The following is a 22,837-nucleotide window of genomic DNA, read 5'->3' on the forward strand; positions in this document are numbered from 1 at the left end:
GAATCCGCACCCCACGCACGACAACCGGGAGTAAGTAATGAACACAACGGCCGATACCGTGACCTATCGGATCGACGCAGACGACCACCTATGCGGTTTTGACGATCATTGGAGCAGCTTTGCTGCCGATAACGAATCACCACACCTCTCCGACCAGCTGATCTTCAACCGCCCGATCTGGGACTTCATTCAGGATGCCGAGACACGGCACATTCACGAGACGCTACTAAAGCGGGTTCGAACCAATAACACTCCGCTGAGCTTCCCCTTCCGTTGCGATGCGCCGACACTACGGCGCTATATGGAGATGAAAATCACACCACTCGACAATCGAGCCGTAGAGTATCGCTGCCACATTGTTCGAACAGAGGTGCGTGAACCAATCGAGACAGCCAACGCCACGGCCGACCATGACGACAACTTCCTCAGGATGTGCAGCTAGTGCAAAAAGGTCGATGTGGGCAAGGAACAATGGCTGGAGGTCGAGGATGCCATCGCCCATATGGGGCTTTTCTCCGAAGCTGCAATTACACCGATCACACACACAATGTGCGATGTCTGCATGAACGACCTGGAGGAGGACGAAGACTAATGATCGACGACCCGGGCACGCCCCTCCTGCTTGGCCCGGTACATGCGTTTATCAGCAAGCTCGACAAGCGCCACCCAGTCCTCGGTATTGTCTCGCACACGTTCAGCAATGCCGATACTTGCTGTGAGGGGTGTGCCATCCGGACGCTCACCCAGCCAACCACTACAGATGCGCTGCAGCGGCAACTGCATGCTTTGTTGGTCGGTATCAACCATGATTAATAGAAACTCCTCCCCCAACGCACCACATAGTCATCTCGACGCAGGTGGCTCTGTAGATGGGCAACCGCAGACTTAAGCGCCGCATCACCCGCATCATGCCCGCAGTTATCATTGATCTGTTTGAAGTGATCAAGATCGAGAAACATGATGGTGAAGGGGCGCTGCTGCTCCATGGCCAGTAGAAAGTAGAGATCAATCAACTCCTGACCACTCTGACGAGTGAAGGCACCGGTGAGCGGATCAATGTTGACCCGGCGCATCAGTGAGGTCATGTAGTTGAGCTGGGTCGCCGCAGACATCACGCAGACACAGAGCAGCAGAAAGAGTATCCACGCCGCCGGTAGAAAGGCGTGTAGATGGTAGTTCGCCGATATCTGCTGACCCAGGCCCATCACCAGCAGGCTGACCAGGCCGATCATCATCGACTCGACCACGGTCAGCGGAAATATTGCCAATCCCGCTACAACCAGAAAGGGCAGCAGGTTATAGATCTCCACCAGCACCAACCCGTAGCCATCGACTACCGCACTTGAAGAGAGTCGCTGTACTAGCAGATAGAAGATCAGCGGAACCGACATCAGGATTGCGAGACGTAGGCCGGCATGCTGCCAGCGATTCTCAGCCGTGACTGATAGTCCCACCGCCAGGAAAATAACTGTCGACAGCAGACGAAGAACTGCGATGTCTGACGCCAGCGGTGACGGCAGCATCTGGTAATCGACCCCGATCCAGGGGATGAAGAGTAGTGCAAAGAGAACCGCGAAGAGTCGAACCCGCCGGTTAATGACCGCGGAGCGATGCCGTGCCAGATAGTGGCCGTGACTCCTCGTATAGAGCAGTGGAATCAGTTGTTGTTTCGATAGCCCTCCCTCGGCAAACAGTGTCCCTATCTCATTCCAGACGCTAGCTAGCGCCCTGGTAATCGGATTGTGCATATTTTTACCCGTGTTAACGCCCCAATAGGCAATCTTTTAAGTATGGCAGCCGCACAAGATATGTCAGTCGATCCGCGCCATCAACAACCATGCCCTAGGCTCACGTCAGCCAGATGCGTCGCAGCTCATAACCGATAAAGCGACTGGTCAGCCAGAGCATCATCAGTGGCAGCAAAATCGCCTCCAATACAACCACCGCCAGCTGTATAACCAGCTCCTTGGTCACCTGCTCTGATATCTTCTTCGCCTCCTGTAGCGACTCCTCCAGGCGCTTGCCGATATCCCAGCCGCTAGAGTGCCCGGCTAACGATTCGATGCCATCACCCGCCTGGATGAGATTGGCGAGTGAGTCTTGATAGTTACTCTGTACAAACTCCGCACTGTGGAGCTGATCGACTGCGATCGGTGTGAGCACTGCAAAGATAACCGCAGCAAAGATAATGGCGGTCATGCGATGGAGCAGGTTGCCGACCCTTTGCAGTGAGCTTGCGCCGGAGATCAGCGCCGCCAGCCCCACAACATAGAGTACGCCCAGGGAGATCAGTAACGCCGGATCGTAGAGGAGTTCACCGAAGATACGCAGGATCCAGAAGGCGGTCGCTGAGATCAGCATCATCAGCGAGAAGCGTTCGACCAGATCGTTAATCGGGTCGAGCACCTCGCCCGGTTTGATGTTGGCGCTGACACCAATAGAGACACCGATCTCAGCCGCCTGGATCACCGAGATACCGGCATTGATCACCCGAGCGATGGCAAAGGAGGCGAGTGTGCGCTCCGAGGTGGTCTCGACATACTCAGTCAGATCGCCCTTATCGAGCGCACCGCCAAGATTGAGCAACAACATCACTGCCAGCAGCGCACCCAATAGCAGACTACGAATCAGATCGCGGCGATGACCCTGCTTACTCTCATCCTCAACTCTGCGGCTGCATGGCACACCCTCCACGACGACTATTTCAGTGCTCGAATCTTCGCCAGTAGTTCGGGATCATCCCAGGCGCGACCACCAATGGCCTGATAGGCAACCCGCCCCTTGGGATCGACCACAAAGGTGGTCGGCAGACCGCGCACCGGCCAGCCACCGATCACCTTGGAATCGGTATCGAGCAGCAGTGGGAACTCAACCGGATAGTTGGCGGTGAACTGGAACACCGTCTCCTCATCCTCACCCACATTGATCGCTAGAAGCTCGATGTTATCGGCCTTCAAGATTTCTGAAGCACGCTGCATCGACGGCATCTCTTCACGACAGGGCGGACACCAGGTTGCCCAGAAGTTGATCACTACCACCCGGCCACGATAGTCGGAGAGACGATGTTGATTACCATCGAGATCGTTGAGCAGAAAATTGGAGGCCACGGGTTTGTTGGGAAAGGCCGTCAGGCCGTTGCCCATCTCGGCAGAGGCAGCTCCGACACTCAATAGCAGCAGTAGTGAAATGATAATTTTTCGCATCAATTACTCCAGGTGTTTTTAAAGCGCGCGATCCACCGCACACTCGATATCGTTGATGGTGGCACTCACCCGTTGACCATCAAGCATGACCTCAACAGAGAGGTCGAAGTGCGCTCCCGGCGGCAGACCGTAGCTGCTCATACCCCAGTTGTAGTCACCCGGTTTGAACTGCTGCTGCGTCGGTAATAGCGACCAGCGCATGGCGATGCGTGCCGCCTGCGTTGCACCCCGCTGCTTCCAGAGTATGTCCCACTGCTCTCGCGTCACCACCGAACGCGATTTTCCACCCTGTACGACCTGCCACTGATCGACATCATAGTCGAGCAGTTGCTTACCATCGTTGCGGAAAATTGTCTGAAAGACACAGGCTCGCCCTATGGTATCGGCATCTTCAGTGGAGAAACCACGCCCCTGAAAGAAGGCGCGTGTCTGATCGGGGAGGCGTTGCACCAGCTGTAACGAGACGCCTGACTCCTGCCATGTCCAGCCACGGAGGCCTGTATCCTTCTCGACAGAGGTCGTGACCTCAGCGGAGAGTGCGGTTGAGAATAGTGCCAGTAGCAACGCGGTAGATTTTGATGGGGTGCTTACCATCCGATAACTCTAACGACTAATGGTACCTATTTATATAGCCCTCATACTCCAGATAGGACTTGAACTTGAGATCACCCATCAGTACATCATCGATCAGAAATTTCACCAGCTCATCGAAGCATGCATTGACGTCATGCGCCTCTTCAAACCCTTCGCAGATCTGTTTTACCTGAAACGCTTTGAGCAACATCTCGTTATGGTATATCGCGTGCTCAGCCAAATCTGGATATTTCACCTTGGCAAGGTAGGCCTCTTCATTGCGGAAGTGCTCCTTCGCAACCTCCATCAACTCATTGAGCAGCAGGGAACACTGGTCGAGATCGTCTCTCAAGATCGCCGCCTGGATCTCCTGCATCAGCGTTAGCAGCTGTTTATGCTCATTGTCGATCTCCTCAACTCCGAGCTCATAGATTTTTCGCCACACCAGATCAACCACAACTCACTCCAAAGGTATTAAACACCTATACCAGAACAAACCACCTATTTGCTCAGTCGCGGGAGAACACCCATTATGTGCAACGATAAAAACGTCGCTCAACCTAGGGTAATAATAGACCTACTCCAATAAACAGCTCGCCAGTATGGCTCTTGATTGCTCTATAATGACGCCCAATAACTGAACCGGAGTAAACCATGCAGATCAGCAAAGATAAGGTCGTCACTATCGAATACACCATGACCGATGAAGCGGGAAAGATGGTCGATACCACTGATAACCGTGACGCCCTCTCATTCATTCAGGGCAGCGGCCAGCTGATTCCAGCCCTGGAGCAGGCGCTCGAGGGGCATAGCTCCGGTGAGCAGTTACAGATCACACTCCCCCCCGAACAGGGCTACGGCGAACGCGACGAGCGCCTGGTCAAGGAGATTCCTCGAAGCCAGTTTCAGGTGCCGGGAGAGATCGAACTCGGGATGCTGTTCCAGGCACAAAACGGCGACCACGCAGTGCCCGTAACCGTCGTTAAGTTCGATGAGGAGACCGTCACTATTGATGCCAACCCACAGTTGGCCGGCACGACTCTGAGTGTCGATATCGTCATCGTCGAGGTACGCGATGCGATCGCCGAGGAGCTTGAGAGTGGTGAGGTGCAGGAGATTAACGAGATCTACCAGCAGGAGATGGCTCGCAACAAAGAGTCTGAGTAGCAGCGAACTTACCCCGGTGTACGTACGCAGCGTGCATAGTTATAGACGTAGCGCACATCACCCTGCGGTCCAAAGTAGTCTGGGTAGTCACCAATGTTGCCCGACTTGGGATCGCTGCGTTGCGCACCTGCACCGTGCACATCGAGCAGCTCCTCTCCCACACCGATTGCCTGAGTCACTACGTTGAAACGTCCCTGCGCCTCACCAAAGGCGACATAGATAGCATGATCACCGGCAATAGGACCATCGAGGTGCGTGGTGCTACTCCAGTAGAAGGGGTAGTTGGTATTGCCATCGGGATCGAGCATGGTGACCACCTCAAACAGAGGATCGATGGCGGGTGTGCCGCTGATATCGGGCGCACGACTGTAATCGACGATACTCTGTAACTCCTTGGCGTTGGGTAGTCGCCAATCACTGCGGCTCGCATCGCTCACCCCTTCACACCAGGCAAGCGCCTCACGCCAGTCGACCCGGCCATCACCCTGACTTCCTGCCGTTCCGGCAAAGCTGCTGCTGTCACGCTGCATCCACTGCAGGCCGGTGGCGCTATCGGTAATGGTGTTGTCGCCATTATCGGCAAAGCTATTCTCAAACGCCTCGCTGCCGCGCACCAGACGCAGGTTCCACGCCCCCGATTGCGGATAACCCTTGATACGGCCATCGATAAAATTTACACCGAAGAAGGCGGCTTGACCGTCGAAAACGGTTCCCACATAGGCGGTTGAGGTGAGGTACTGTGCATCGATATACCGTGTGCCGGTGGAGAAGAACTCCATATCGAAATAGCCGGTATCGATATAGGGCACGGCATCGTTCTCAGACATGCCGGTTGAGCCGCTGAAGTCGATCAGTGAGTAGAGTTCCTTGATGGTCGGGACTCGCCAGTCGATATAACCGGCGTGGCTTGAAGCCGCGGCAACACTGTCGCCATCGGTGAAGGTAACGTCATTGATGGTTACCGCTGACCACATCAGGCCGGTGTTATTGTCGGTGACCGTCTCGTCACCATTATCAGTGTAACTGGGCTGCGGCCCCACATAATCACCATCCTGACCCGTTGGCGCGCTGCTGCAACTGATGGCGCCACCCGTGGTTGAATAGCAATTGTCCTGTCCGGCATCGACGACAACAAAGCTTGCTACGGGCGTGTTCGAGACTACCTCTTCGACTGCCGTCACCTCATCGACCTCATCGGTCGCCACCGTGACACTACTACTGCCTCCAACACAACCACTCAGCAGCAACACTGAACTCACAACCGTCACCACATCTCTCATCACACACTCCCTCTTGTTTAGGGGACAGTATCGAGAGCAACTGTGGAGAGAGTGTGGTGTTAGGGTGAAAGCAGGTTGAAGATCTGGCTAATTGGGGTTGTTCGCTAGCTGCGCAGACAGTGCCGGATAGTTCGAGTCAGGCTGGCAATCACAATCGGCTTGTCGACCACTGCATCCATACCTGACTTGATGTAGTTCTCGCGCTCATCGTTCATTACGCTGGCGGTCAGGCCGATGATCGGCAGTGCCGCGATCGCCGCATCACTATCGGTCCGAATCTGGCGTGTAGCACTGATGCCATCCATCACCGGCATATGCACATCCATCAGTACCACCTCGAATGACTGCTGGTGGACCATCTCAATCGCCAGCGCACCATTCTCCGCCTCGTAGACTTCATGCCCCTGCTGGCGCAAAAGGGTGGTGGCCGCAAGACGGCTGATTGAATCGTCATCGACCACCAGGATAGTTAGCTTACGGTCACTCTCATCTCTTTCGGTGGCCCCGCTCTCATCAATCTGCTCGGCAATCGGTAGTACCACCTCAAGTTCAAAGTGGCTCCCCTCCCCCTCACGCGATGAGACATCGAGACGACCCTGCATCGCATCGACCAGTCGTTTGCTGATCGCCAGGCCCAGCCCTACCCCCTCATTATCGATCCGCTCGGGGGGTGATCTGATGAAAGCTGTCGAAGATGTCCTGCACCTTCTCAGGGGGGATACCGATACCGCTATCCTCGACGTTAACAAGCAGTCGATAGTTCGATGCATCGATCAATTCACCACCGATGGAGAGCTTCACATCACCCTCGCTGGTGAACTTGCAGGCGTTACCGACCAGATTGACGATAATCTGCACCAGCCGCTGCTCATCAGCAATCAATCGCGCAGGCAGTTTTTCACTCACCTCGGTGGTGAAATCGACACGCCGCCCCTCAAACAGCGGCTCGGTCAGAATCTGGATATCGATTACCCACTGGAAGGTATCAAACGGTCTGGGTAGCAGCTCCAGACGGCCCGACTCGATCTTGGAGATATCGAGCAGCTCATCAATCAGCGAGAGTAAGTTCTTACCAGAACGGTCAATCGTCTCCAGATAGTGCTGCTGCTCATCACTCAACTCGGTCGCCTGCATTACCTGCACCATGCCGAGCATGCCGTTCATCGGCGTACGGATCTCGTGACTCATATTGGCGAGAAACAGGCTCTTGGCACGGCTCGCCTGCTGCGCCTCACCGAGCGCCGAATCGAGCTCGTTAACACTCACCTCCAGCGCACTGTTCTTGGCATTGAGCTCCTTCTCATAGTGCGACATCTGTACGGTGTAACTACGGGTGAGCAGGCTGGCAATCAACATTCCGAGCACTGCCGTCACCAGCGCGTTTTCAGAGAGCTGTAGATCGAACAGATTGGCACAGATCACAATCGCCGCCAGAACCGCCGCCGTCATGAACACACCGGCACGCTCACCGAGCAGCACATAGGTGATATAGATGACGAAGTAGTACCAGATCAGGCGGAACTCATCGCCCGGTACAAATATCATCGCCGAGGTGAAGACATAGAAAGAGAGGATGACAAAGGCGATCGCCACATTCTCATAACAGGCCTTGGAGCGACGGATATAGATCAGCAGTGCGATAGAGATAAACGAGTAGACGTAGTCGACCTTGGCGTGAATCTCACCGATATCGTTGATACCGAGATCACTCAACAGGGCAAACAGCAGGGAAAACACCGCCGCAATCACCATGATGGTGTTGAGGATTTTAAATTTGAATACCAGGTCCGCTTCGCTCTTGTCGAAGGTAAAACCACTTTTCAAAATATCTTTAAACGCCATCTACAACCACGGCTCTACCAAGTAGTGACACAGCGAGAGATACAGGAATGCGCCACAGGTCGGAATCAGGGATTAGCTCTACTAACTGCTTGGCTCAATAGTACATCAAATAGGTCGATTCTCAGACCGCTGGAGAAACATAAACATCGACTCCGGCACGAAAGCGTTCAGCTCTTGTCCAATCTGGCAGCATCGAATACGCAGCTACTATTTCCGCCATTCTGCTTCGCCTGGTACATGGCACTATCGGCAGAATGAATCAGGCTATCGATGGAATCACCATTATCGGGGTAGATACAGATTCCGACACTAATTCCGATCTCAATCTCATTACCCTGAAGCTGGTAGGGTTGTCTCAATCGATTGATCAGCTTTTGAGCCACCAGAGAGGCGGCCTCACGATCTCGTATATTGCTGAGACTCACCACAAATTCATCACCACCGAAACGCGCTACTGAGTCGGCGAATCGCAACTCATCGGTCATACGCCGCGCCACCTCTATGAGAATTTAATCACCTGCCTCATGACCCAGCTGGTCGTTGACCGGTTTAAAACCGTCCAGATCTAGAAACAGCAACGCCATCCGCTCTTTCGAACGTTCGGCAAGTGCAACTACTCGCTCCATCTGCTGATAGAAGAGGCGACGGTTTGGCAGATTCGTCAGCGTATCGGTTCCTGCTAACCGCTCCAGCTTCTCCTGGACCGAAAGATTCTCCTGCAGCAGGCTGGCAATCTTTGGCAGCATCACCCGAATCAGGCGGGAGAGTCCTACCACCAGTAGACCAACGCCCACCAGTGATACCACCCACATATAGTTCAGATGGAGTTCATGCATGATCTCCATGGCGCGGGCCATTGGCATCACTAATGGGAAGAGATGCATGGTTGCAAGATCAACCATGTAGAAGAGTGCGATCACACCCAGACCTGCGATGGTGATTAACATCAATCGATAGACACCAAGCTCACGCAAGGTATCGGTATGGCGATAACAGGTGAAAACGACGTAGAGAAAGACACCGATGATCAGCAGATCGATCAGTGTCATGATGAAAATCGAGTTCCAGATCATGGAATGATTATAAGCACAGCACTTTTTCGCGCGCGAGATACCACACTTTATCGACAGTAATTTCGCTTCGATCTTGCGTGCGACGGTTGAAGCCGTCAGCGACTATGCCTGACCCTTTTTTCCTAGCCAGATCATATGCCGTCCACCGCCATGACGACCACGGGCTCGTGCACGATGCTCCTCGACTGCAAAACCTGCCCGTTTCAGCCGCTCACTAAAACCGCGATCGGGGCTGATCGACCAGACCCCCAGCAGACTACCAGGACGAAGCGCACGCATTGCTGCTTTCAATCCCGCCGGACTGTAGAGCGCATCGTTCTCTTTGCGTGTCAGCCCCTCGGGGCCGTTGTCGACATCGAGCAGAATCGCATCGTAATGACTCGACTGAGAGCGGATCAGCTGACCCACGTCACCCTCGTGTACCGAAACTCTTTTATCATTGAGCGGTTTACCCGCGACCTCTGCCAGCAGGGTTCTGTTCCAGGCCACCACCGCAGGCACCAGTTCGGCAACCTCCAGCTCTGCCTCAGCCCCCAGATTTTGCAGCGCTGCTGCGAGGGTGAAACCCATACCCAGCCCGCCAATCAACACCTTTGATTGTTTATGATCGACAAGCTGCCGACAGGCCAGTTCAGCCAACGCATCCTCTGAACCGTGGACGCGGCTATTCATCAGCTCGACGAGACCCGACTTGATCGAATACTCATCACCACGGCGGTAGAGTCGCAGCTCACTCCCCTCACCGGGCACGCTAGCGGTATCGAGTAGTTCCCAGGGTCGCATGGTGATCTCACATTTGTTGCGGTAATCCTTCAGGATCGGAGTCCATCACTGCAGGCACTCCGAGGTGTGGCTGCCTATTCTCCCTCAGATGGAATCGAAATGCGCTGTGAACGCGATACGTCTAGATGAGTGCCGGGTGGGTTTCCGTTCTGATCACTGTGACAGGGTATCGACACACACCAAACCCCACGGCGCATTAGAAAGAAGATGGTATGTGACGACTACCAGAGACTGGTGTCGCGTTTCCAGCGCAGGTAGAGCGGTATGATGATCATCACAACCAGAATAAAGATCAGTATCCCGCGATTAATTCCCCAGAGTTCAGCCAACTCTGCTGGCAGGTTTGCCCCCAGTGCAACGACCGCCGTGAGCATCACCAATGCCAGTGCACGGTAGACGAGCAGTCCGATAAAGATCATCACCAGCAGCGCCCCCTTGATAGCGGCGGGATCGAAACCGAGCTTATCGATCAAGGCGGCTGGCAGGTTAATGATTACAACCATCAACGACACCAGTGAGATCAGCGCAATTTGCAGAAAATAGCGATACACGAGAATAAGATCCGACGCCTGCTTTCGACGTTCTGTTTGTAATGTATAAGCGGCTTTAGTTCAACTCCACTTCAGCGTGGAAACATTCGTAAATGAGAAATGAATCCTCGGCATTTAATCCTTGATCAGGGTAAATTGCGTCTCAGCAGTCGATTTATCGATACTCACCCACATCTCGCAGTAGGCCTCATCGATCGGCGGCCCCTCACCACAGCTAACGCAGAAGACGATCTGTGCAAAGAAGACTCCGACACGGACCTTGATCTGCTGTTCATCATCGCCGATCTCGTTGATTACCACGCCCAGGTCGTTATCGAAGACGGTATTGCCCTCATCAATCGCCTCGGCGAGTGGTAGCACATCTTTTCTGAAACACTCCATTTCACGCTTGAAACTCTCACTGAAGGCCTCCTTACCCCAGTCACGCCGTGCATTTGGCATCTTGGCCATCGATCTATTCCCGCCTGTATCTCGACTGTAGCAGCGCTACTTCTTGTTAAAGGTACTGGTATCCCAGACCGACTTGGGCTTTGTCTTCGGCTTCGACTCCGCATCACGCTTTGGCTTGTCTGTGGCGCTGGGTTTTTCGTTATACCGGTTAGGCTTCTCACCACCCTTGGGGCGACTGTCATCCTTGGGTGCGGAGTCACGCTTGGTGAACTCATCACCTCGGTGTTTGATCTGCAGCCCCTTCAGGAAGAGCCGTAGCACCTGATCCTTACACTCGCGGTAGTTCTTATGTCCCGGCTTGCGGAAGAAGGCGCTCAGCTCATGTTTGCTGATATGCGCATCGGCCAGCGTCATGGTCTCAATGATATCTTCAGCCTTGAGGTCGAGCGCAATTTTCAGCTTTCTAAACACCGCGTTGTTGTCCAGACGCTGTTCCGGCTTGGGCTGCTCACCCTCTTTTTTGCCACGTTTGCTGTTGATAAAGCCGTTGAGGAAGGCCGCCATACGCATATCATTGCACTCACGGAAATCGGCATCTTCATCCTTCTTCAACCAAGACATCACCTCAGCTCGAGTCACCTCGAAATCGGCCTGTGCAAAGATCTCAACCACCTTCCAGTCCTGCAGGTCGAAGGTGTAACGAAGACGGCGCAAAATATCGTTGTTGTTCACAAATAGTCTCTTGTTAAATCAGTGAATTGGACGTCGGAACGCCATGATGGGTGAGTAATCTCTGTTAACTGAATATAGACGAGGTAGGCAGGTTACATCGCACCACTCGGGCAACTGTCGTAAACTTTGCCGGTCGCAAAACAACTCAAAGAAGAACAGGGAACGCGTATGGAAGCCTCTACAATCACCACCGTCATTCTACCACTCAGCCTCGCCATCATCATGCTCGGTATGGGACTTTCACTGGTTGTGGACGATTTTCGCCGGGTGCTGCGCTATCCACGTGCCGTTACCATTGGCCTCGCTAACCAATTGATCGTGCTGCCGCTGTTCGCCTTTGCACTGGTACAGCTGTTTCAACTGCCGCCTGAACTTGCCGTCGGCTTCATGATCATTGCCGCCTGCCCTGGCGGCGCCACCTCAAATCTGATGACCCATCTGGCCCGTGGTGATGCGGCCCTCTCGATCACTCTGACCGCCGTCACCAGCCTGATCACCGTCTTCTCCATTCCGCTAGTGGTCAACTTCGCCCTGCAGCACTTCACACACGTCGGCAGTGAGTTTCAGCTGCCGGTAGTGAAGACCATCATTCAGATCGCACTGATCACCCTCATCCCGGTCTCACTCGGCATGGTGATCCGTGCCAAGGCACCCAACTTTGCCCTACGTAGCCAGACCACCGTCAAGATACTTTCCACCCTGTTCCTTGCTGCACTGATCGTAATGATCATCCTCAAGGAGTCGGCGATGATTCAGGAAAACATGCTCAAACTAGGCCCGGTGGCAATCACCCTTAACCTCGCCACCATGGCGATTGGCTTCTACACCGCCCGTTTCTTCCGCCTCAATCAGTCACAGACCACCTGCATCAGTATCGAGGTCGGGGTTCAGAACGGTACCCTCGGTATCATCATTGCCACCAGCATCCTGCTGAATCCCGCCCTGGCAGTGCCGCCGGTGATCTACTCAATCCTGATGTTCTTCAGTGCCGGGGCATTCATCGCACTGATGAGTCGCCGATATCGCACCACCGCAACCACCTCATAAACAGCCACACAGGCCCACCACCATGTTCAATGCCACCGATAAGAAGGTGATCTACGTAGCCCGCTCCGATGCCGACAATCCATTAGCCTCCTTCTCCAGACACGGCTTTGAACTCGATGGCGAGAGCTGGCCCTCTGTCGAGCACTACTACCACGGTATGAAGTTTGAAGATGGAGAGGTTCGCGAGTCGATCCGCTCCACTCCGCACCCGAGCGACACCGCCAAGCTGGCGAAGAAACACAGGCGCCATATACGCAAGGACTGGAACAAGATCCGGGTAACGGTCATGACCCGAGCCATCTACATCAAGTGCCGTAGCCATCCTGAAGTCGCCGCCGCACTACAGGCCACCGGTGAGCTACGGATCGTTGAGACCAGCCAATACGACTACTTCTGGGGCTGTGGCCGCGATGCCCGCGGGGACAACCGCTATGGCGAGGTACTGATGAACGTCCGTAACAAGCTACGTGAAGAGGCGAGTGCCAGCGAAACCTGATCGCTGCGCGCAGCCTCCCTAAACCTCGGACACAAAAAAGGGCAGATGCCCCAACCTTCCATCAGGAGAGCTGGGAGCACCTGCCCTTTGTGTAAAGCTTAAGACGCCGTAGTGGCGCCTAATACTCTACGAGTTACGCTGCAACTACGTTGCTTGCCTGGGGACCCTTAGGGCCGTCCTCGACGTCGAACGAAACTGCCTGACCCTCAGCAAGGGTCTTAAAACCAGAACCGGTGATTGCGCTGAAGTGTACAAACACGTCTGCGCCGCCGTCGTCCTGAGAGATGAAACCGAAACCTTTAGACTCGTTGAACCACTTAACAGTACCTGTAGCCATGACTATTTACCTTTTAACAAATGAAACAAAATTTACGGGTTGTGCATACAGGAGATGAGAAGGGTTTTCGAGGAGCATTTGTATCTAACTGCCTAAATCCAATAACAAGTTCTGTAGCGAAGGTAACTATAGGATATCCCTTTCCTATATTCCAGTGATATTTTGAACCTCACAAAAGGTTCATTTTCAACACCATGCACCCCTAACCCCAACTCCTGTGCTTACTCAGCTCACACAGGCTAGCGCCTGATCGACATCGGCGATAATGTCATCGATGTTCTCAATACCGACAGAGATACGCACCAGATCCTCACTGACACCGGCTGAGGCGAGTTCTTCCTCGCTCAACTGGCGATGAGTGGTGGAGGCGGGATGGCAGGCGAGAGACTTGGCATCACCGATATTGACCAGACGCAGAATCATCTGCAGCGCATCGATAAACTGTTCACCGCCCTTGGCACCCCCCTTTACGCCGAAGCTAAGAATGCCCGACGCCTTGCCACCAGTGATCTTCTGACAGGTTGCGTTGTGTTCACTATCGGCCAGCCCGGCGTACTTCACCCAGGTCACCTTGTCGTGGTTTTGCAGATGGGCAGCCAGCTTCTCGGCGTTCTCACAGTGGCGCTCCATGCGCAGCCCCAGCGTCTCCAGACCCTGCAGCAGCAGGAAGGCGCTGTGTGGCGCGAGTGCCGCGCCGGTATTTCGCAGTGGGACTACACGACAGCGACCAATAAAGGCCGCTGGACCCAGCGCCTCGGTGTAGACCACGCCGTGATAGGAGGGGTCTGGCTCGTTGAGCATCGGGAAGCGCTCCTTGTTGCCCGCCCAGTCGAACTTGCCGGAGTCGATGATGATGCCGCCGATTGAGGTGCCGTGTCCGCCGATATATTTGGTCAGTGAGTGGATAACGATATCGGCACCGTGTTCGAAGGGTTTGCAGAGAAACGGGGTTGCCACGGTGTTATCGACCATCAGCGGTACGCCATGTTTGTGGCCGATCTCCGCAATCCTTTCGATATCGACCACATTGCCAGCCGGATTACCGATCGACTCACAGAAAATGGCACGGGTATTCTCATCGATCGCCTTCTCAAAACCTTCAAAATCATCGGCCGAGACCATGCGGACCTCGACACCCTGGCGTGGCAGTGAGTGTGCAAAGAGATTGTAGGTGCCGCCATAGAGTTGACTGGTGCTAACGATGTTAGAGCCGACATCGCAGATTGCCTGGATCGCGTAGGTGATTGCCGCCATGCCTGAGGCAACCGCCAGCGAGGCGATCCCGCCCTCCATTGCTGCAAGGCGCTGCTCAAGTACATCGGTGGTCGGATTCATGATGCGGGTGTAGATATTCCCCGGCACCTTCAGGTCAAAAAGGTCTGCGCCATGTTGCGTATTATCAAAGGCATAGGAGGTGGTCTGGTAGATCGGCACGGCCGCAGCCTTGGTGGTGGCTTCAGATTCGTACCCGTGATGCAGTGCGAGGGATTCAAGTTTCATGACACGCCCTTTATTTTTGTCTGGAGAAGTTAAATGGATAACGCGACTGTCTGACCCGATTCGGCCTCTCGGCAATAGATAATTATTTGCTGATAAGCCAAACAACTGCTGGTGCGTAGATGGCACTCTTTATTATCAGCCCGCCTCACTCAGGTCTCGGCCTAATCTGCCATGACGCCGAATACAGATCAATGGCTAATGGTGAATCGTGGAGTGACTGGTGCCACTGTCATGATCGACGCTTACTGGTGTATCACGATTATATGCAGCGATCATTTTCCGGCGTCCTCGGGCGAGAGCGGTCTACTGAAGTAATAGCCCTGGACGATGTCACACTTCCGATCCTTGAGAAACGCCAGCTCCTCCACGGTCTCGACACCTTCAGCGGTGACGCTCAGATTTAGCGTATGCGACATGGCAATGATCGCATTGATGATTGCCGCCTTATCGCTATCGCAATGTACCTCGGTGACAAAACTGCGATCGATCTTCAACTTGTTGATCGGGTAACTACTGAGATAGCTGAGAGACGAATAACCGGTACCGAAATCATCGAGTGATATCGAGATCCCCAGATCGCGCAACCGTAGCAGCGTCTTCAATGCATACTGCTGAGACTTAATCAGGCTGGTCTCGGTAATCTCCACTGTGATGTACTCAGGTGCCAGATCGAAACAGCGAATATTCGCCTTCAAGGTATCGATCAGGTTGCCCTGCCTGAAGTGACGGCCCGAGATATTGATCGACATATTCACCAGCGGAATTCCTGCGGCTCGCCACGTGTCCCAAATGACCACAGCACTGCTCAATGATCCACTCGCTGATCTCCACGATCATGCCGATCTCCTCGGCCACCGGAATAAATAGCGCCGGAGAGACGTTGCCCAGACTCTCATTGTGCCAGCGCAGTAACGCCTCCACCCCGATGATCTTGCCGCTCTCCAGCGAGGCTGCGGCTGATAGGAGAGACTCAACTCTCCACGCTCCAGCACCCGGCGCAGATGGTTCTCAAGGTGAATGCGTTCATTAACCGCTTTGTCCATCTCGTGTGAATAGAACCTGTAGCCCGACTTGCCGCTTTCCTTGGCGCTATACTGGCAATGTCGGCGTTCTTCACCAGCTCAGTACTGTCGATGCCATCATCGGGTGAAATGGTGATGCCGATGCTGGCGCTGACATAGATCTCATTCCCTTGAGCAGTACCGGTGCACGGAGAGAAGATGATTCGCTCCGCTACCTTCGCTGCATCACGTACATCGTCGAGCTCGCCGAGCAGGACAATAAACTCATCGCCTCCCAGACGCGCCACCACGCTACCGGCATCGATGCCATTCACATTCACCAGTAGATCCTCCATCCGCAACGAGGCGCTGATCCTCGCAGCCACCTCGGTCAGCAATAGATCTCAATCTGGGTCCCAGAGAATCGTTGATCTGTTTAAAGTTATCCAGATCAAGGAACAGGATCGCCACCTTACGCTCATCGCGCTGCGCTATCGCTACCGAACAGGCGAGGCTATCAATAAACTTGTCGCGGTTCGGTAATCCCGTCAACGTGTCGTAAAGGCCATATATTCAATCCGCTCCTTGGGCGGCGCAGATCTTCATCCATCACCTTCAAGGTAGTGGCCAGCGCACCGATCTCATCGTTCGATTTAAAATCCAGATCTGTTGCCGGCTCACCCTTGCCAATCAGCTGTGCACTCCTCTGCAGACGTCGCATTGGCTCGACGATGAAGTGTCTCACCGCATAGAAGGTCATCATCCCGGTGAGTAGCAGAATCACCACCGTGATCGCAAAGAAACTACCGAGCAGCTGCTCGGCGGAGAGCGCACGGTATGCAGCGGCAGCGTGGTCAGCACGATCAGGCCATGCGCCAGACAGCCGTGACTCAACATGGTCTGACCATCCTCATAGCTGAAGAAATCATCGGCAGCTGAGAGCGCTGGAAGACTCCCAGAAGTTGCGCCGACGGAAACGTTCCTCCTGCACACCTGACTGACGAATTATCTCTCCATCGGTCGTCGCCACCTTCAACTGCAACACCGACTCTTCGAGCGACTCGAACTCCCGATCAATGGTTGCCTCCATATTGACCACCAACAGCAGATAGCCTCTGGTCGATGGCCTTTCACTGATCGCCTCGGTGGCCGGATCACGCAGACTGATTCGCTTGGTGATATAGAGTGCGGCACCGCCATGTTTGCTGTGTTTTAATGGTGGTCGTAATATCGTTAGTCTCATCCATGACATGCTGCAGATAGCCGCGTTCGTAGTTGGCCGATCCATGAAGCTCATAACCGGCATTGGTGATCACCGTATCCTCCTCGCCAGTGGCACTGATAAAGGCAATCTCGAAGTAGTCGGGGAACGCCTTCTGATAACCGGAAAGAGATCAGTAGCGCTGGCTGCATCAGACCAAATCGTTTGTTTTGTTCTGCGTTAATGCATAACAGCGAACAGCGCAGATCCCGCAAACAGATTGATATTCGCACTCGCATTTTCGATCAGCGAGTTGATGCTGGCTGCCATATCGCGCGTGATGATATCCGATTCAATAAAGCGGCGTTCGCGCTCGGCATCGCTCATCACGCTGTAGACATAACCGCCAAAGAAAGCAGTGGCAAAATAATCACCGGTGCCAATAGCACCAGCAGTTTCGCCTGAAGCCTAAATTTGATCATCGTCGCTACTTCATAACATTTCTGATAATGCTGTTTCTGAGCCGACTGCTGTGGTGGCTCTGCGGGGTATAGAATTCACTCCGTGAGTGCATCCTGTGGAGGATAGACACGCTTATCATGACGCAGCTCATCCGGCGCGAGTTCGATCGACTTGCGATTCGGACTCGGATAGTAGAGGTAGGCACTGTTCTCAGCAGATATCTTTGCAGAGGAGAGGTAGTCGACAAATTTTGCCGCCAACGGCTTCTGCTTCGAGCCACTCAAAACGACCAGATAATCGACCCAGATGTTGCCCCTCTGCGGGCAGCACATACTCGATCCTGTCGTTGATATCCCCAGCTGAATCGCATCACCGCTATACATCATTGCAGCAATCACATCGCCGGTATGCAGCGCCGACTTCTCATCGAGTGCTGGATCGCTGTAATCCCTGACATAGGCGCGCTGCGCGAGCAATAACGCCTCAGCCCTGCGTAGCTCCACACTATTACTGCTATTGGCGCTGTAACCCAACGACTTCAGTGCCATGCCGATCAAATCCGGCGATTGCCGACCATCATCAGCTTCTGTGCGAGGTAGGGGCGGGTGAATAGATATCCTTCCAGTGGGTCATCGGTTCTGCTACCAGATCACTTCGGTAGGCGATACCAAGGGTTCCCCAGAAATAGGGCACCCCATGCGAACCGGCATTCTGAAATGCCGTCATCCAGCGCGGCTCCATCACCCCCGCACTCTCCAGCTCCAGCTGCTGTAGTGCCACGATCCAGCCACTCTCTCGATAACCGTCCATGGACGCACCGTCAATGATCGCCAGGTCGTACCCTGCGCGTTGCTCTCCAACAACATCACATCGCGCGCATCGTCGCTCTCGAAGTAGATCATCTTCACCCGAACATCGTGTTCATGTTCGAAACGTTCGAGCAGTTCTGGCTTCAGGTAATCGGCCCAACTTAGGAGTACGAGTTCACGCGTCTCAGTGCTTTGCGCAAAGGCTGCACTCGATACAAACAACCACAGTAAAATCGTGATTAACAGTGATAGTGTTTTGTTCGCCATCCCATACTCCCCACGCTCTCGCACGCAAGACTCTCAGAGCATAGTCCACGAACCGACGTCTTCCATTAACATGATTAATGCTGTGTATAAGCGCGCCAGACCGGTCCTCTTCTGTAAGAATTTTCCTACACTAGCACGTAGCAAATCTCATAAGCGAGATAGGCAGACTATAGTCTTAGCCCTCCTCTGCACCCAGAGTTTGACATGATCAATTATCAACACGGCTGTGTATGCATCTGAACAACAGTTGTAGATAGCTGCTGAAAACAATCAGAGCTGCACTAAAGAGTAGTAGCGACAGACCGTACGCCACAGGTGTATAGACAACTATTAATAGATTGTTACGATTTCATAACGCCGCGCACGATCACCAACACCGACCTCAATCTCATCCTCAACGCGGCAACCCAGTAGCGCCCTCCAAGCGGCGCTGAGGGCGTAACGATGGTGATCTCCTTCTGTTCGTGCAGCAGCTTTTAGGCCGCCAGCCGCTGGACCAATAAACAGGTAGCGTCGCGCCCCCTCCTCATCGAGGAGTTCTACCACGGCACCGATAGCCAGCGGCTGCTCCGCTCGAAGAGGCGTGGTTCAAGTTGCCGAAAAACTGCCAGATCCGCCTCGCACTCTGCCACTCGCTGCGCCTGACCCTGTGCAAGATAGGAGGCCTCAAGCCCCAGAGTGTCATACTTATTCTCCGCAACATTTTCATCATCGGTCGCGGTGTTATAGGCGTCCATCGCCGCCTTATTGGCAACACGACAGAGTGCCGTTAAGACCTGCAATATATTTTCATGCAGCTCGCTTTTGTTCATCACGGATGGCTTACGACCTATCGATAAGGGAGGCAGCGTCGGCACACATTGCGACATCCACTGTTAAATCTTTCATACATGAATGTGTCTGCAGCTCAAATCTATTCGGCACGCAAATATTGACCAACCACGGCATCATCCCTGATCAACTCAGCCTGCTGACCATCACCGCTTACACGCAGCGTAAATTGCTCCTCAATGCTGCTGTCTGTCGCCAACGCACAGGTCATACCGATTGTCTGTGCATCGATGCCGGCCCAGAAACAGCGCCGAGCCGCCCCGGCAAGCTCATGAGAAACAGCCTCACCCGACGCGGTTTCAGCAAAGATCGTGGCACGCCCTCAAAATCCACCTCGATACGTGCGAACTCCGCTGCCACCTCAACAGCGGTGGTCTCGGCAACGCGCCAGTTTGCCGCCCCAGGATGTGCAGAGCAGGCGGTCAGCAGCGCACCCGCGCAGGGGACATCAGCAGACGGATTGGATTCATATTGGCAAGACTCAGGCGGTTGCATGGACGGGAAAATCGCATTGTAACACCCGCCTATACACCTGAGTTTTTCGAGGTTATTAAGACATTCATCATCTAGGGGCTATTTGAAGTCATATCCCTATACTCGATCCACGGCAGCACGATAATCACTGCCAATGAGCTAGCCCGAACACCTCCCGGATTGCTCGACTTGATGGGAGAGCACGGTTCGGCCGCGATCACGTATCCGCTCACACGTTCTTCCTTCAGGCAGTGACTTCCATCACCCTTCAGGTCTAACTCAGTGATTAGACAGCGAATTTCGGCATGAGTCTAAGCAAGCAACCTTTTGGGTTATGACCACATTTTATATTGGAAGGAAATAGACAATGAAGATGATCAAGGTAATGGGCGCCGCAGCCCTTCTCTGTGCAGCCACCGCAACTCAGGCATGGTGGGGACCGTTCAACAACAATGGTTGGGGCAATGGCAACAACAACGGTTGGGGTAACGGCAACAACAACGGCTACGGTAACGGCTATGGTGCTGGTGACGGCGGCGGTGACTTCGGTTTCAGCATGAACGGTTCAGGCCGTGGTAATGGCTCAGGCTACGGTAACGGCGCAGGCAACAATGCCTATAACGGTTACAACGGTTATAACGGCAACAACGGTTACGGTGGTTACGGCGGCGCTCCTTACGGTTACGGCGCTCCTTACGGCTATGGCGCACCTGCTCCTTACGGTTATGGCGCACCTTACGGCGCAGCACCTGCACCAGTAGCACCTCCTGCACAGTAAGTTCACTGTTCAGCAATAGAGAGCGGGGCCAATGGCCCCGCTTTTTACCCAATCATCACCCATCGCCCGACAGTTTTAAATCGGCCTACCCTCTCCCGCGGCCACCGCACCCGTCGATTCTCTCATCTCTAAGTACATAGTCACGCCCTCCCATCCAACATAAGATAGGGCCACGGAAGAAGCGTTACCCCGACAAGAGGATGCCCCATGTTTAAGTATTTAAGCCGAACACTGCTCACCGGCTTTATCACCCTGCTGCCGATCGTACTCACCATCTACCTGCTCTACTGGCTAGCAATGACCTCTGAGGAGCTAATGGGCGGACTACTGAAACGGGTACTGATCGAAGATGTCTACTTCCCCGGTCTCGGCATGCTGGTCGGTATCGTGGTGATCTTTTGTCGGTCTGATGATGAATGCCTATCTGGTCCGCCAACTCTTTGGCCTGGGTGAGAAGCTGCTCTACCAGCTGCCACTGATCAAATCGGTCTATCGCGCCTTTCGTGATTTCTTCGATTTCTTCTCTCCGAAGAAGAGGACTGGGACAGGTCGTCGCCGTTACCATTCAGGGCATGGAGCTGGTCGGCTTTGTCACCCAGGAGGAGCAGGAACGCCTGCCCCTCATTCAGAGATCGTGGCTGCGTACTGGTCTATCTGCCGATGAGCTACATGGTCGGCGGCTACACTGTGCTGGTACCAAAGGATGAACTGCGTCCGCTACAGATGAGCCGTGATGAGGCGATGCGCTTCGTCCTCACCGCAGGCATCACCGGTAAAAATATCGATTAACCATTTTCACAATCTACCTAACATGGACGGTGATCTTCTCCGACACCACCGGCGGCTGGTGTGGGATATGGCTCTTATCGCCGACGATCAGCTGCAGGGTGTGTCTACCCGCTGAAAGCTCGATGGTCGTCTCAGTCTGTCCACCGCCAAAGTGTTTGTGGTTGGCGTCGGACGGGAGTGGTCTATCCAGCGCTGGAAGATCCATTACATCCACCAACAGATGGTGGTGGCCTGTTTTGGCCTTTTCGACTCCAGCGGGTGCAACCCCCATACCCTGCAAACCGAATTTCACAGTCACCGGACTACTCACACGTTCACCGTTGGCGGGTGAAATGATGTAGACCTGTGCACCTTCGGGTGATGGTGTTTGATCAGCGGCCGACGCGAGAGAGATGATTAGTCCGGCCAGCGCTACAACAGCTACGAATGGTTTTAGTGACATGGGCCGCCTCCTCTTCATTCTTAGACGACTCTACTCATTGAGTCGAATGAGATGTGATCGATAAAAGCCTCAATAACCCTGCACTGATAGCACCGGTTGTCCCTTCCGATCGTCCAAACCAAGCATCAGCAACGCAAGTATAGCCGTGTTTTATGCCATTCCCAGACGGATAGAAAACAGCCAATCTTCAGTACCATTTCATCATCCCTCTCAATCTCCTTCTTCTCTCCACATTTCCTACAAACTCTCACACTAATCTCCATTACGTGCATAGCGCGATTGCTCTGCAATGTGGCAGCCAACCTACCTGGAGATATCGATGAAAAGTAAACAAAGCACCCTGCTTCTAATGCTGTGTCTACTCACCCTGCCTTCCATGGCACGCCCACCTGCACATGACTCCATCGATAAAACGCGTGATTGCCAACCGAGTGAGACTTGCCACAGTACTCAACAACAAAGATCGCAGGAGAGGATGCCCGAAATACTCTCACTGCGTGACGAACAGGTAGAGGAAGTCATGAACATCCTTGAGCGGTCGCACGAAAAACGCCATGCACTTCAACGTCGTGATAAAGAGCAGCGTCAACTGCTTCATGAAGAGACTGTCGAAGCACTCAAACCACTTCTCAATGAGCAACAGTTAGCACGCTTTGTCGGCTTTACTGCAGGGATGCGGATGGCCCATCAACGTCCGCCTAAAAATAGAAGGGACCGGTCAGCGAAAATCCACGGCCAGACCAACAGCTCTGATCATTGAATAACAAGAAATAAGGATCATGAGATGAAACTTCGCACCCTGTCGATAA

At 53.8% G+C, this 22,837-nt stretch carries 33 protein-coding genes and 3 pseudogenes; 10 read left to right on the forward strand and 26 right to left on the reverse strand.

Going from position 1 to position 22,837, the window contains the following annotated elements; genetic code table 11:
• Positions 1 to 37 precede the first annotated feature (37 nt).
• Together HUE57_RS01870 and HUE57_RS19490 are read left to right on the forward strand one after the other, a co-directional pair.
• A complete protein-coding gene (locus HUE57_RS01870; protein ID WP_078484533.1) occupies positions 38 to 442 on the forward strand; it encodes a hypothetical protein in 405 nt (134 codons plus the stop codon).
• 15 nt (positions 443 to 457) lie between these two features.
• Entirely contained in the window at positions 458 to 592 is a 135-nt protein-coding gene (locus tag HUE57_RS19490; RefSeq protein ID WP_269087660.1) for a hypothetical protein, read from the forward strand.
• Here HUE57_RS19490 and HUE57_RS01880 read toward each other — a convergent pair.
• The 5 genes and pseudogenes from HUE57_RS01880 to HUE57_RS01900 form a co-directional block, all read right to left on the reverse strand.
• Positions 589 to 1,748 (reverse strand): annotated as a pseudogene (locus HUE57_RS01880) (GGDEF domain-containing protein). The gene HUE57_RS19490 and the pseudogene HUE57_RS01880 sit on opposite strands and share 4 nt — an antisense overlap.
• A 100-nt stretch (positions 1,749 to 1,848) precedes the next feature.
• The gene (locus HUE57_RS01885; RefSeq protein WP_174672607.1) at positions 1,849 to 2,694 is read right to left on the reverse strand and encodes a hypothetical protein; all 846 of its coding nucleotides are present in this window, start codon (positions 2,692 to 2,694) and stop codon (positions 1,849 to 1,851) included.
• Positions 2,695 to 2,699: 5 nt separating this feature from the next.
• Positions 2,700 to 3,203, reverse strand: a complete 504-nt coding sequence (locus HUE57_RS01890) for a TlpA disulfide reductase family protein (RefSeq protein ID WP_078484530.1) — start codon at positions 3,201 to 3,203, stop codon at positions 2,700 to 2,702.
• Between the two features lie 18 nt (positions 3,204 to 3,221).
• Positions 3,222 to 3,767: a hypothetical protein gene (locus tag HUE57_RS01895; RefSeq protein WP_172840347.1), complete on the reverse strand. Its 546-nt coding sequence runs from the start codon at positions 3,765 to 3,767 to the stop codon at positions 3,222 to 3,224.
• 46 nt (positions 3,768 to 3,813) lie between these two features.
• Complete coding sequence (locus HUE57_RS01900) at positions 3,814 to 4,233, reverse strand: bacteriohemerythrin (RefSeq protein WP_174672608.1); 420 nt, start codon at positions 4,231 to 4,233, stop codon at positions 3,814 to 3,816.
• A gap of 197 nt (positions 4,234 to 4,430) precedes the next feature.
• On the opposite strand from HUE57_RS01900, the gene HUE57_RS01905 reads away from it, so the two are divergent.
• The gene (locus HUE57_RS01905) at positions 4,431 to 4,943 is read left to right on the forward strand and encodes an FKBP-type peptidyl-prolyl cis-trans isomerase (protein ID WP_078484820.1); all 513 of its coding nucleotides are present in this window, start codon (positions 4,431 to 4,433) and stop codon (positions 4,941 to 4,943) included.
• 8 nt (positions 4,944 to 4,951) lie between these two features.
• On the opposite strand, the gene HUE57_RS01910 is transcribed toward HUE57_RS01905, so the two are convergent.
• The 8 genes and pseudogenes from HUE57_RS01910 to HUE57_RS01950 form a co-directional block, all read right to left on the reverse strand.
• Complete coding sequence (locus HUE57_RS01910) at positions 4,952 to 6,223, reverse strand: Lcl C-terminal domain-containing protein (RefSeq protein WP_078484821.1); 1,272 nt, start codon at positions 6,221 to 6,223, stop codon at positions 4,952 to 4,954.
• 104 nt (positions 6,224 to 6,327) lie between these two features.
• Positions 6,328 to 6,993 (reverse strand): ATP-binding response regulator, encoded by a 666-nt coding sequence (locus HUE57_RS01915; protein WP_078484822.1) that lies wholly within the window; start codon positions 6,991 to 6,993, stop codon positions 6,328 to 6,330.
• A complete protein-coding gene (locus tag HUE57_RS19495; RefSeq protein WP_078484823.1) occupies positions 6,875 to 8,065 on the reverse strand; it encodes a histidine kinase dimerization/phospho-acceptor domain-containing protein in 1,191 nt (396 codons plus the stop codon). The genes HUE57_RS01915 and HUE57_RS19495 overlap by 119 nt, the downstream gene beginning before the upstream one ends.
• 167 nt (positions 8,066 to 8,232) lie before the next feature.
• A pseudogene (locus HUE57_RS19885) lies at positions 8,233 to 9,138 on the reverse strand (diguanylate cyclase domain-containing protein).
• A 102-nt stretch (positions 9,139 to 9,240) separates the two neighbouring features.
• A complete protein-coding gene (locus HUE57_RS01935) occupies positions 9,241 to 9,921 on the reverse strand; it encodes a spermine/spermidine synthase domain-containing protein (protein ID WP_078484826.1) in 681 nt (226 codons plus the stop codon).
• Between the two features lie 221 nt (positions 9,922 to 10,142).
• On the reverse strand, positions 10,143 to 10,472 hold the full coding sequence (locus tag HUE57_RS01940) for a hypothetical protein (protein WP_078484827.1): 330 nt from the start codon (positions 10,470 to 10,472) through the stop codon (positions 10,143 to 10,145).
• 114 nt (positions 10,473 to 10,586) lie between these two features.
• Positions 10,587 to 10,922 carry a hypothetical protein gene (locus HUE57_RS01945; RefSeq protein WP_078484828.1) on the reverse strand — a complete coding sequence of 112 codons (336 nt, stop codon included), beginning with the start codon at positions 10,920 to 10,922 and terminating at the stop codon, positions 10,587 to 10,589.
• A gap of 36 nt (positions 10,923 to 10,958) precedes the next feature.
• Positions 10,959 to 11,594 carry a YehS family protein gene (locus HUE57_RS01950; RefSeq protein WP_078484829.1) on the reverse strand — a complete coding sequence of 212 codons (636 nt, stop codon included), beginning with the start codon at positions 11,592 to 11,594 and terminating at the stop codon, positions 10,959 to 10,961.
• A 168-nt stretch (positions 11,595 to 11,762) separates the two neighbouring features.
• On the opposite strand from HUE57_RS01950, the gene HUE57_RS01955 reads away from it, so the two are divergent.
• Positions 11,763 to 12,641, forward strand: coding sequence for a bile acid:sodium symporter family protein (locus tag HUE57_RS01955; protein ID WP_078484830.1), 879 nt, complete (start codon positions 11,763 to 11,765; stop codon positions 12,639 to 12,641).
• A 22-nt stretch (positions 12,642 to 12,663) separates the two neighbouring features.
• Positions 12,664 to 13,137, forward strand: coding sequence for an NADAR family protein (locus HUE57_RS01960; RefSeq protein ID WP_078484831.1), 474 nt, complete (start codon positions 12,664 to 12,666; stop codon positions 13,135 to 13,137).
• A 133-nt stretch (positions 13,138 to 13,270) separates the two neighbouring features.
• On the opposite strand, the gene cspE is transcribed toward HUE57_RS01960, so the two are convergent.
• The 12 genes and pseudogenes from cspE to HUE57_RS18835 all read right to left on the reverse strand — a co-directional run bounded on the left by cspE (position 13,271) and on the right by HUE57_RS18835 (position 19,526).
• The gene (cspE, locus tag HUE57_RS01965; RefSeq protein WP_078484832.1) at positions 13,271 to 13,474 is read right to left on the reverse strand and encodes a transcription antiterminator/RNA stability regulator CspE; all 204 of its coding nucleotides are present in this window, start codon (positions 13,472 to 13,474) and stop codon (positions 13,271 to 13,273) included.
• A 225-nt stretch (positions 13,475 to 13,699) separates the two neighbouring features.
• Positions 13,700 to 14,974 carry an O-acetylhomoserine aminocarboxypropyltransferase/cysteine synthase family protein gene (locus HUE57_RS01970; RefSeq protein WP_078484833.1) on the reverse strand — a complete coding sequence of 425 codons (1,275 nt, stop codon included), beginning with the start codon at positions 14,972 to 14,974 and terminating at the stop codon, positions 13,700 to 13,702.
• 272 nt (positions 14,975 to 15,246) lie between these two features.
• Positions 15,247 to 15,895, reverse strand: a pseudogene (locus tag HUE57_RS01975) (EAL domain-containing protein).
• 49 nt (positions 15,896 to 15,944) lie between these two features.
• Positions 15,945 to 16,373 carry a GGDEF domain-containing protein gene (locus tag HUE57_RS01985; protein ID WP_320416263.1) on the reverse strand — a complete coding sequence of 143 codons (429 nt, stop codon included), beginning with the start codon at positions 16,371 to 16,373 and terminating at the stop codon, positions 15,945 to 15,947.
• Positions 16,288 to 16,527, reverse strand: coding sequence for a diguanylate cyclase domain-containing protein (locus tag HUE57_RS20115; RefSeq protein ID WP_174672615.1), 240 nt, complete (start codon positions 16,525 to 16,527; stop codon positions 16,288 to 16,290). Before HUE57_RS20115 ends, HUE57_RS01985 begins: the two co-directional genes overlap by 86 nt.
• Positions 16,493 to 16,759 (reverse strand): HAMP domain-containing protein, encoded by a 267-nt coding sequence (locus HUE57_RS01995; protein ID WP_174672616.1) that lies wholly within the window; start codon positions 16,757 to 16,759, stop codon positions 16,493 to 16,495. Before HUE57_RS01995 ends, HUE57_RS20115 begins: the two co-directional genes overlap by 35 nt.
• Positions 16,760 to 16,900: 141 nt before the next feature.
• Positions 16,901 to 17,281 carry a hypothetical protein gene (locus tag HUE57_RS02000; RefSeq protein ID WP_174672617.1) on the reverse strand — a complete coding sequence of 127 codons (381 nt, stop codon included), beginning with the start codon at positions 17,279 to 17,281 and terminating at the stop codon, positions 16,901 to 16,903.
• Between the two features lie 135 nt (positions 17,282 to 17,416).
• Entirely contained in the window at positions 17,417 to 17,563 is a 147-nt protein-coding gene (locus HUE57_RS02005) for a hypothetical protein (RefSeq protein ID WP_174672618.1), read from the reverse strand.
• Positions 17,564 to 17,733: 170 nt separating this feature from the next.
• Entirely contained in the window at positions 17,734 to 18,186 is a 453-nt protein-coding gene (locus tag HUE57_RS02010) for a type 2 periplasmic-binding domain-containing protein (protein ID WP_174672619.1), read from the reverse strand.
• Between the two features lie 31 nt (positions 18,187 to 18,217).
• A complete protein-coding gene (locus HUE57_RS02015) occupies positions 18,218 to 18,448 on the reverse strand; it encodes a hypothetical protein (protein ID WP_174672620.1) in 231 nt (76 codons plus the stop codon).
• Positions 18,449 to 19,044: 596 nt separating this feature from the next.
• Positions 19,045 to 19,260: a GreA/GreB family elongation factor gene (locus tag HUE57_RS18830; RefSeq protein ID WP_236860663.1), complete on the reverse strand. Its 216-nt coding sequence runs from the start codon at positions 19,258 to 19,260 to the stop codon at positions 19,045 to 19,047.
• Positions 19,254 to 19,526, reverse strand: a complete 273-nt coding sequence (locus HUE57_RS18835; protein ID WP_236860664.1) for a hypothetical protein — start codon at positions 19,524 to 19,526, stop codon at positions 19,254 to 19,256. Before HUE57_RS18835 ends, HUE57_RS18830 begins: the two co-directional genes overlap by 7 nt.
• A gap of 860 nt (positions 19,527 to 20,386) precedes the next feature.
• Between HUE57_RS18835 and HUE57_RS02025 the strand changes: the two genes are divergently transcribed.
• The 4 genes from HUE57_RS02025 to HUE57_RS18850 all read left to right on the forward strand — a co-directional run bounded on the left by HUE57_RS02025 (position 20,387) and on the right by HUE57_RS18850 (position 21,586).
• Positions 20,387 to 20,797, forward strand: coding sequence for a sulfur globule family protein (locus tag HUE57_RS02025; RefSeq protein ID WP_078484837.1), 411 nt, complete (start codon positions 20,387 to 20,389; stop codon positions 20,795 to 20,797).
• 207 nt (positions 20,798 to 21,004) lie between these two features.
• Positions 21,005 to 21,250 carry a DUF502 domain-containing protein gene (locus HUE57_RS18840; RefSeq protein ID WP_236860665.1) on the forward strand — a complete coding sequence of 82 codons (246 nt, stop codon included), beginning with the start codon at positions 21,005 to 21,007 and terminating at the stop codon, positions 21,248 to 21,250.
• Positions 21,210 to 21,461 carry a DUF502 domain-containing protein gene (locus HUE57_RS18845; RefSeq protein ID WP_236860744.1) on the forward strand — a complete coding sequence of 84 codons (252 nt, stop codon included), beginning with the start codon at positions 21,210 to 21,212 and terminating at the stop codon, positions 21,459 to 21,461. The genes HUE57_RS18840 and HUE57_RS18845 overlap by 41 nt, the downstream gene beginning before the upstream one ends.
• A complete protein-coding gene (locus HUE57_RS18850; RefSeq protein WP_236860757.1) occupies positions 21,386 to 21,586 on the forward strand; it encodes a DUF502 domain-containing protein in 201 nt (66 codons plus the stop codon). Before HUE57_RS18845 ends, HUE57_RS18850 begins: the two co-directional genes overlap by 76 nt.
• 13 nt (positions 21,587 to 21,599) lie before the next feature.
• Here the strand turns inward: HUE57_RS18850 and HUE57_RS02035 are convergent, their stop codons facing one another.
• Positions 21,600 to 22,028, reverse strand: a complete 429-nt coding sequence (locus tag HUE57_RS02035; protein WP_174672621.1) for a DUF4399 domain-containing protein — start codon at positions 22,026 to 22,028, stop codon at positions 21,600 to 21,602.
• Between the two features lie 319 nt (positions 22,029 to 22,347).
• Between HUE57_RS02035 and HUE57_RS02040 the strand changes: the two genes are divergently transcribed.
• Entirely contained in the window at positions 22,348 to 22,788 is a 441-nt protein-coding gene (locus HUE57_RS02040; protein WP_174672622.1) for a hypothetical protein, read from the forward strand.
• Positions 22,789 to 22,837 lie beyond the last annotated feature (49 nt).

The sequence above is a fragment of the Candidatus Reidiella endopervernicosa genome (assembly GCF_013343005.1).
Taxonomy (GTDB): Bacteria; Pseudomonadota; Gammaproteobacteria.

Coding starts and splice junctions, on each gene's coding strand:
- HUE57_RS01870 (WP_078484533.1), top strand. CDS start 38: ATGAACACAACGGCCGATACCGTGACCTATCGGATCGACGCAGACGAC.
- HUE57_RS01890 (WP_078484530.1), bottom strand. CDS start 3,203: ATGCGAAAAATTATCATTTCACTACTGCTGCTATTGAGTGTCGGAGCT.
- HUE57_RS01905 (WP_078484820.1), top strand. CDS start 4,431: ATGCAGATCAGCAAAGATAAGGTCGTCACTATCGAATACACCATGACC.
- HUE57_RS01910 (WP_078484821.1), bottom strand. CDS start 6,223: ATGAGAGATGTGGTGACGGTTGTGAGTTCAGTGTTGCTGCTGAGTGGT.
- HUE57_RS01915 (WP_078484822.1), bottom strand. CDS start 6,993: ATGCATCGAACTATCGACTGCTTGTTAACGTCGAGGATAGCGGTATCG.
- HUE57_RS19495 (WP_078484823.1), bottom strand. CDS start 8,065: ATGGCGTTTAAAGATATTTTGAAAAGTGGTTTTACCTTCGACAAGAGC.
- HUE57_RS01935 (WP_078484826.1), bottom strand. CDS start 9,921: ATGCGACCCTGGGAACTACTCGATACCGCTAGCGTGCCCGGTGAGGGG.
- HUE57_RS01945 (WP_078484828.1), bottom strand. CDS start 10,922: ATGGCCAAGATGCCAAATGCACGGCGTGACTGGGGTAAGGAGGCCTTC.
- HUE57_RS01955 (WP_078484830.1), top strand. CDS start 11,763: ATGGAAGCCTCTACAATCACCACCGTCATTCTACCACTCAGCCTCGCC.
- HUE57_RS01960 (WP_078484831.1), top strand. CDS start 12,664: ATGTTCAATGCCACCGATAAGAAGGTGATCTACGTAGCCCGCTCCGAT.
- cspE (WP_078484832.1), bottom strand. CDS start 13,474: ATGGCTACAGGTACTGTTAAGTGGTTCAACGAGTCTAAAGGTTTCGGT.
- HUE57_RS01970 (WP_078484833.1), bottom strand. CDS start 14,974: ATGAAACTTGAATCCCTCGCACTGCATCACGGGTACGAATCTGAAGCC.
- HUE57_RS02000 (WP_174672617.1), bottom strand. CDS start 17,281: ATGCCGGTTATGAGCTTCATGGATCGGCCAACTACGAACGCGGCTATC.
- HUE57_RS02005 (WP_174672618.1), bottom strand. CDS start 17,563: ATGAGCGATGCCGAGCGCGAACGCCGCTTTATTGAATCGGATATCATC.
- HUE57_RS02010 (WP_174672619.1), bottom strand. CDS start 18,186: ATGGCACTGAAGTCGTTGGGTTACAGCGCCAATAGCAGTAATAGTGTG.
- HUE57_RS02015 (WP_174672620.1), bottom strand. CDS start 18,448: ATGGACGGTTATCGAGAGAGTGGCTGGATCGTGGCACTACAGCAGCTG.
- HUE57_RS18835 (WP_236860664.1), bottom strand. CDS start 19,526: ATGAACAAAAGCGAGCTGCATGAAAATATATTGCAGGTCTTAACGGCA.
- HUE57_RS02025 (WP_078484837.1), top strand. CDS start 20,387: ATGAAGATGATCAAGGTAATGGGCGCCGCAGCCCTTCTCTGTGCAGCC.
- HUE57_RS18840 (WP_236860665.1), top strand. CDS start 21,005: ATGTTTAAGTATTTAAGCCGAACACTGCTCACCGGCTTTATCACCCTG.
- HUE57_RS18845 (WP_236860744.1), top strand. CDS start 21,210: ATGAATGCCTATCTGGTCCGCCAACTCTTTGGCCTGGGTGAGAAGCTG.
- HUE57_RS02035 (WP_174672621.1), bottom strand. CDS start 22,028: ATGTCACTAAAACCATTCGTAGCTGTTGTAGCGCTGGCCGGACTAATC.
- HUE57_RS02040 (WP_174672622.1), top strand. CDS start 22,348: ATGAAAAGTAAACAAAGCACCCTGCTTCTAATGCTGTGTCTACTCACC.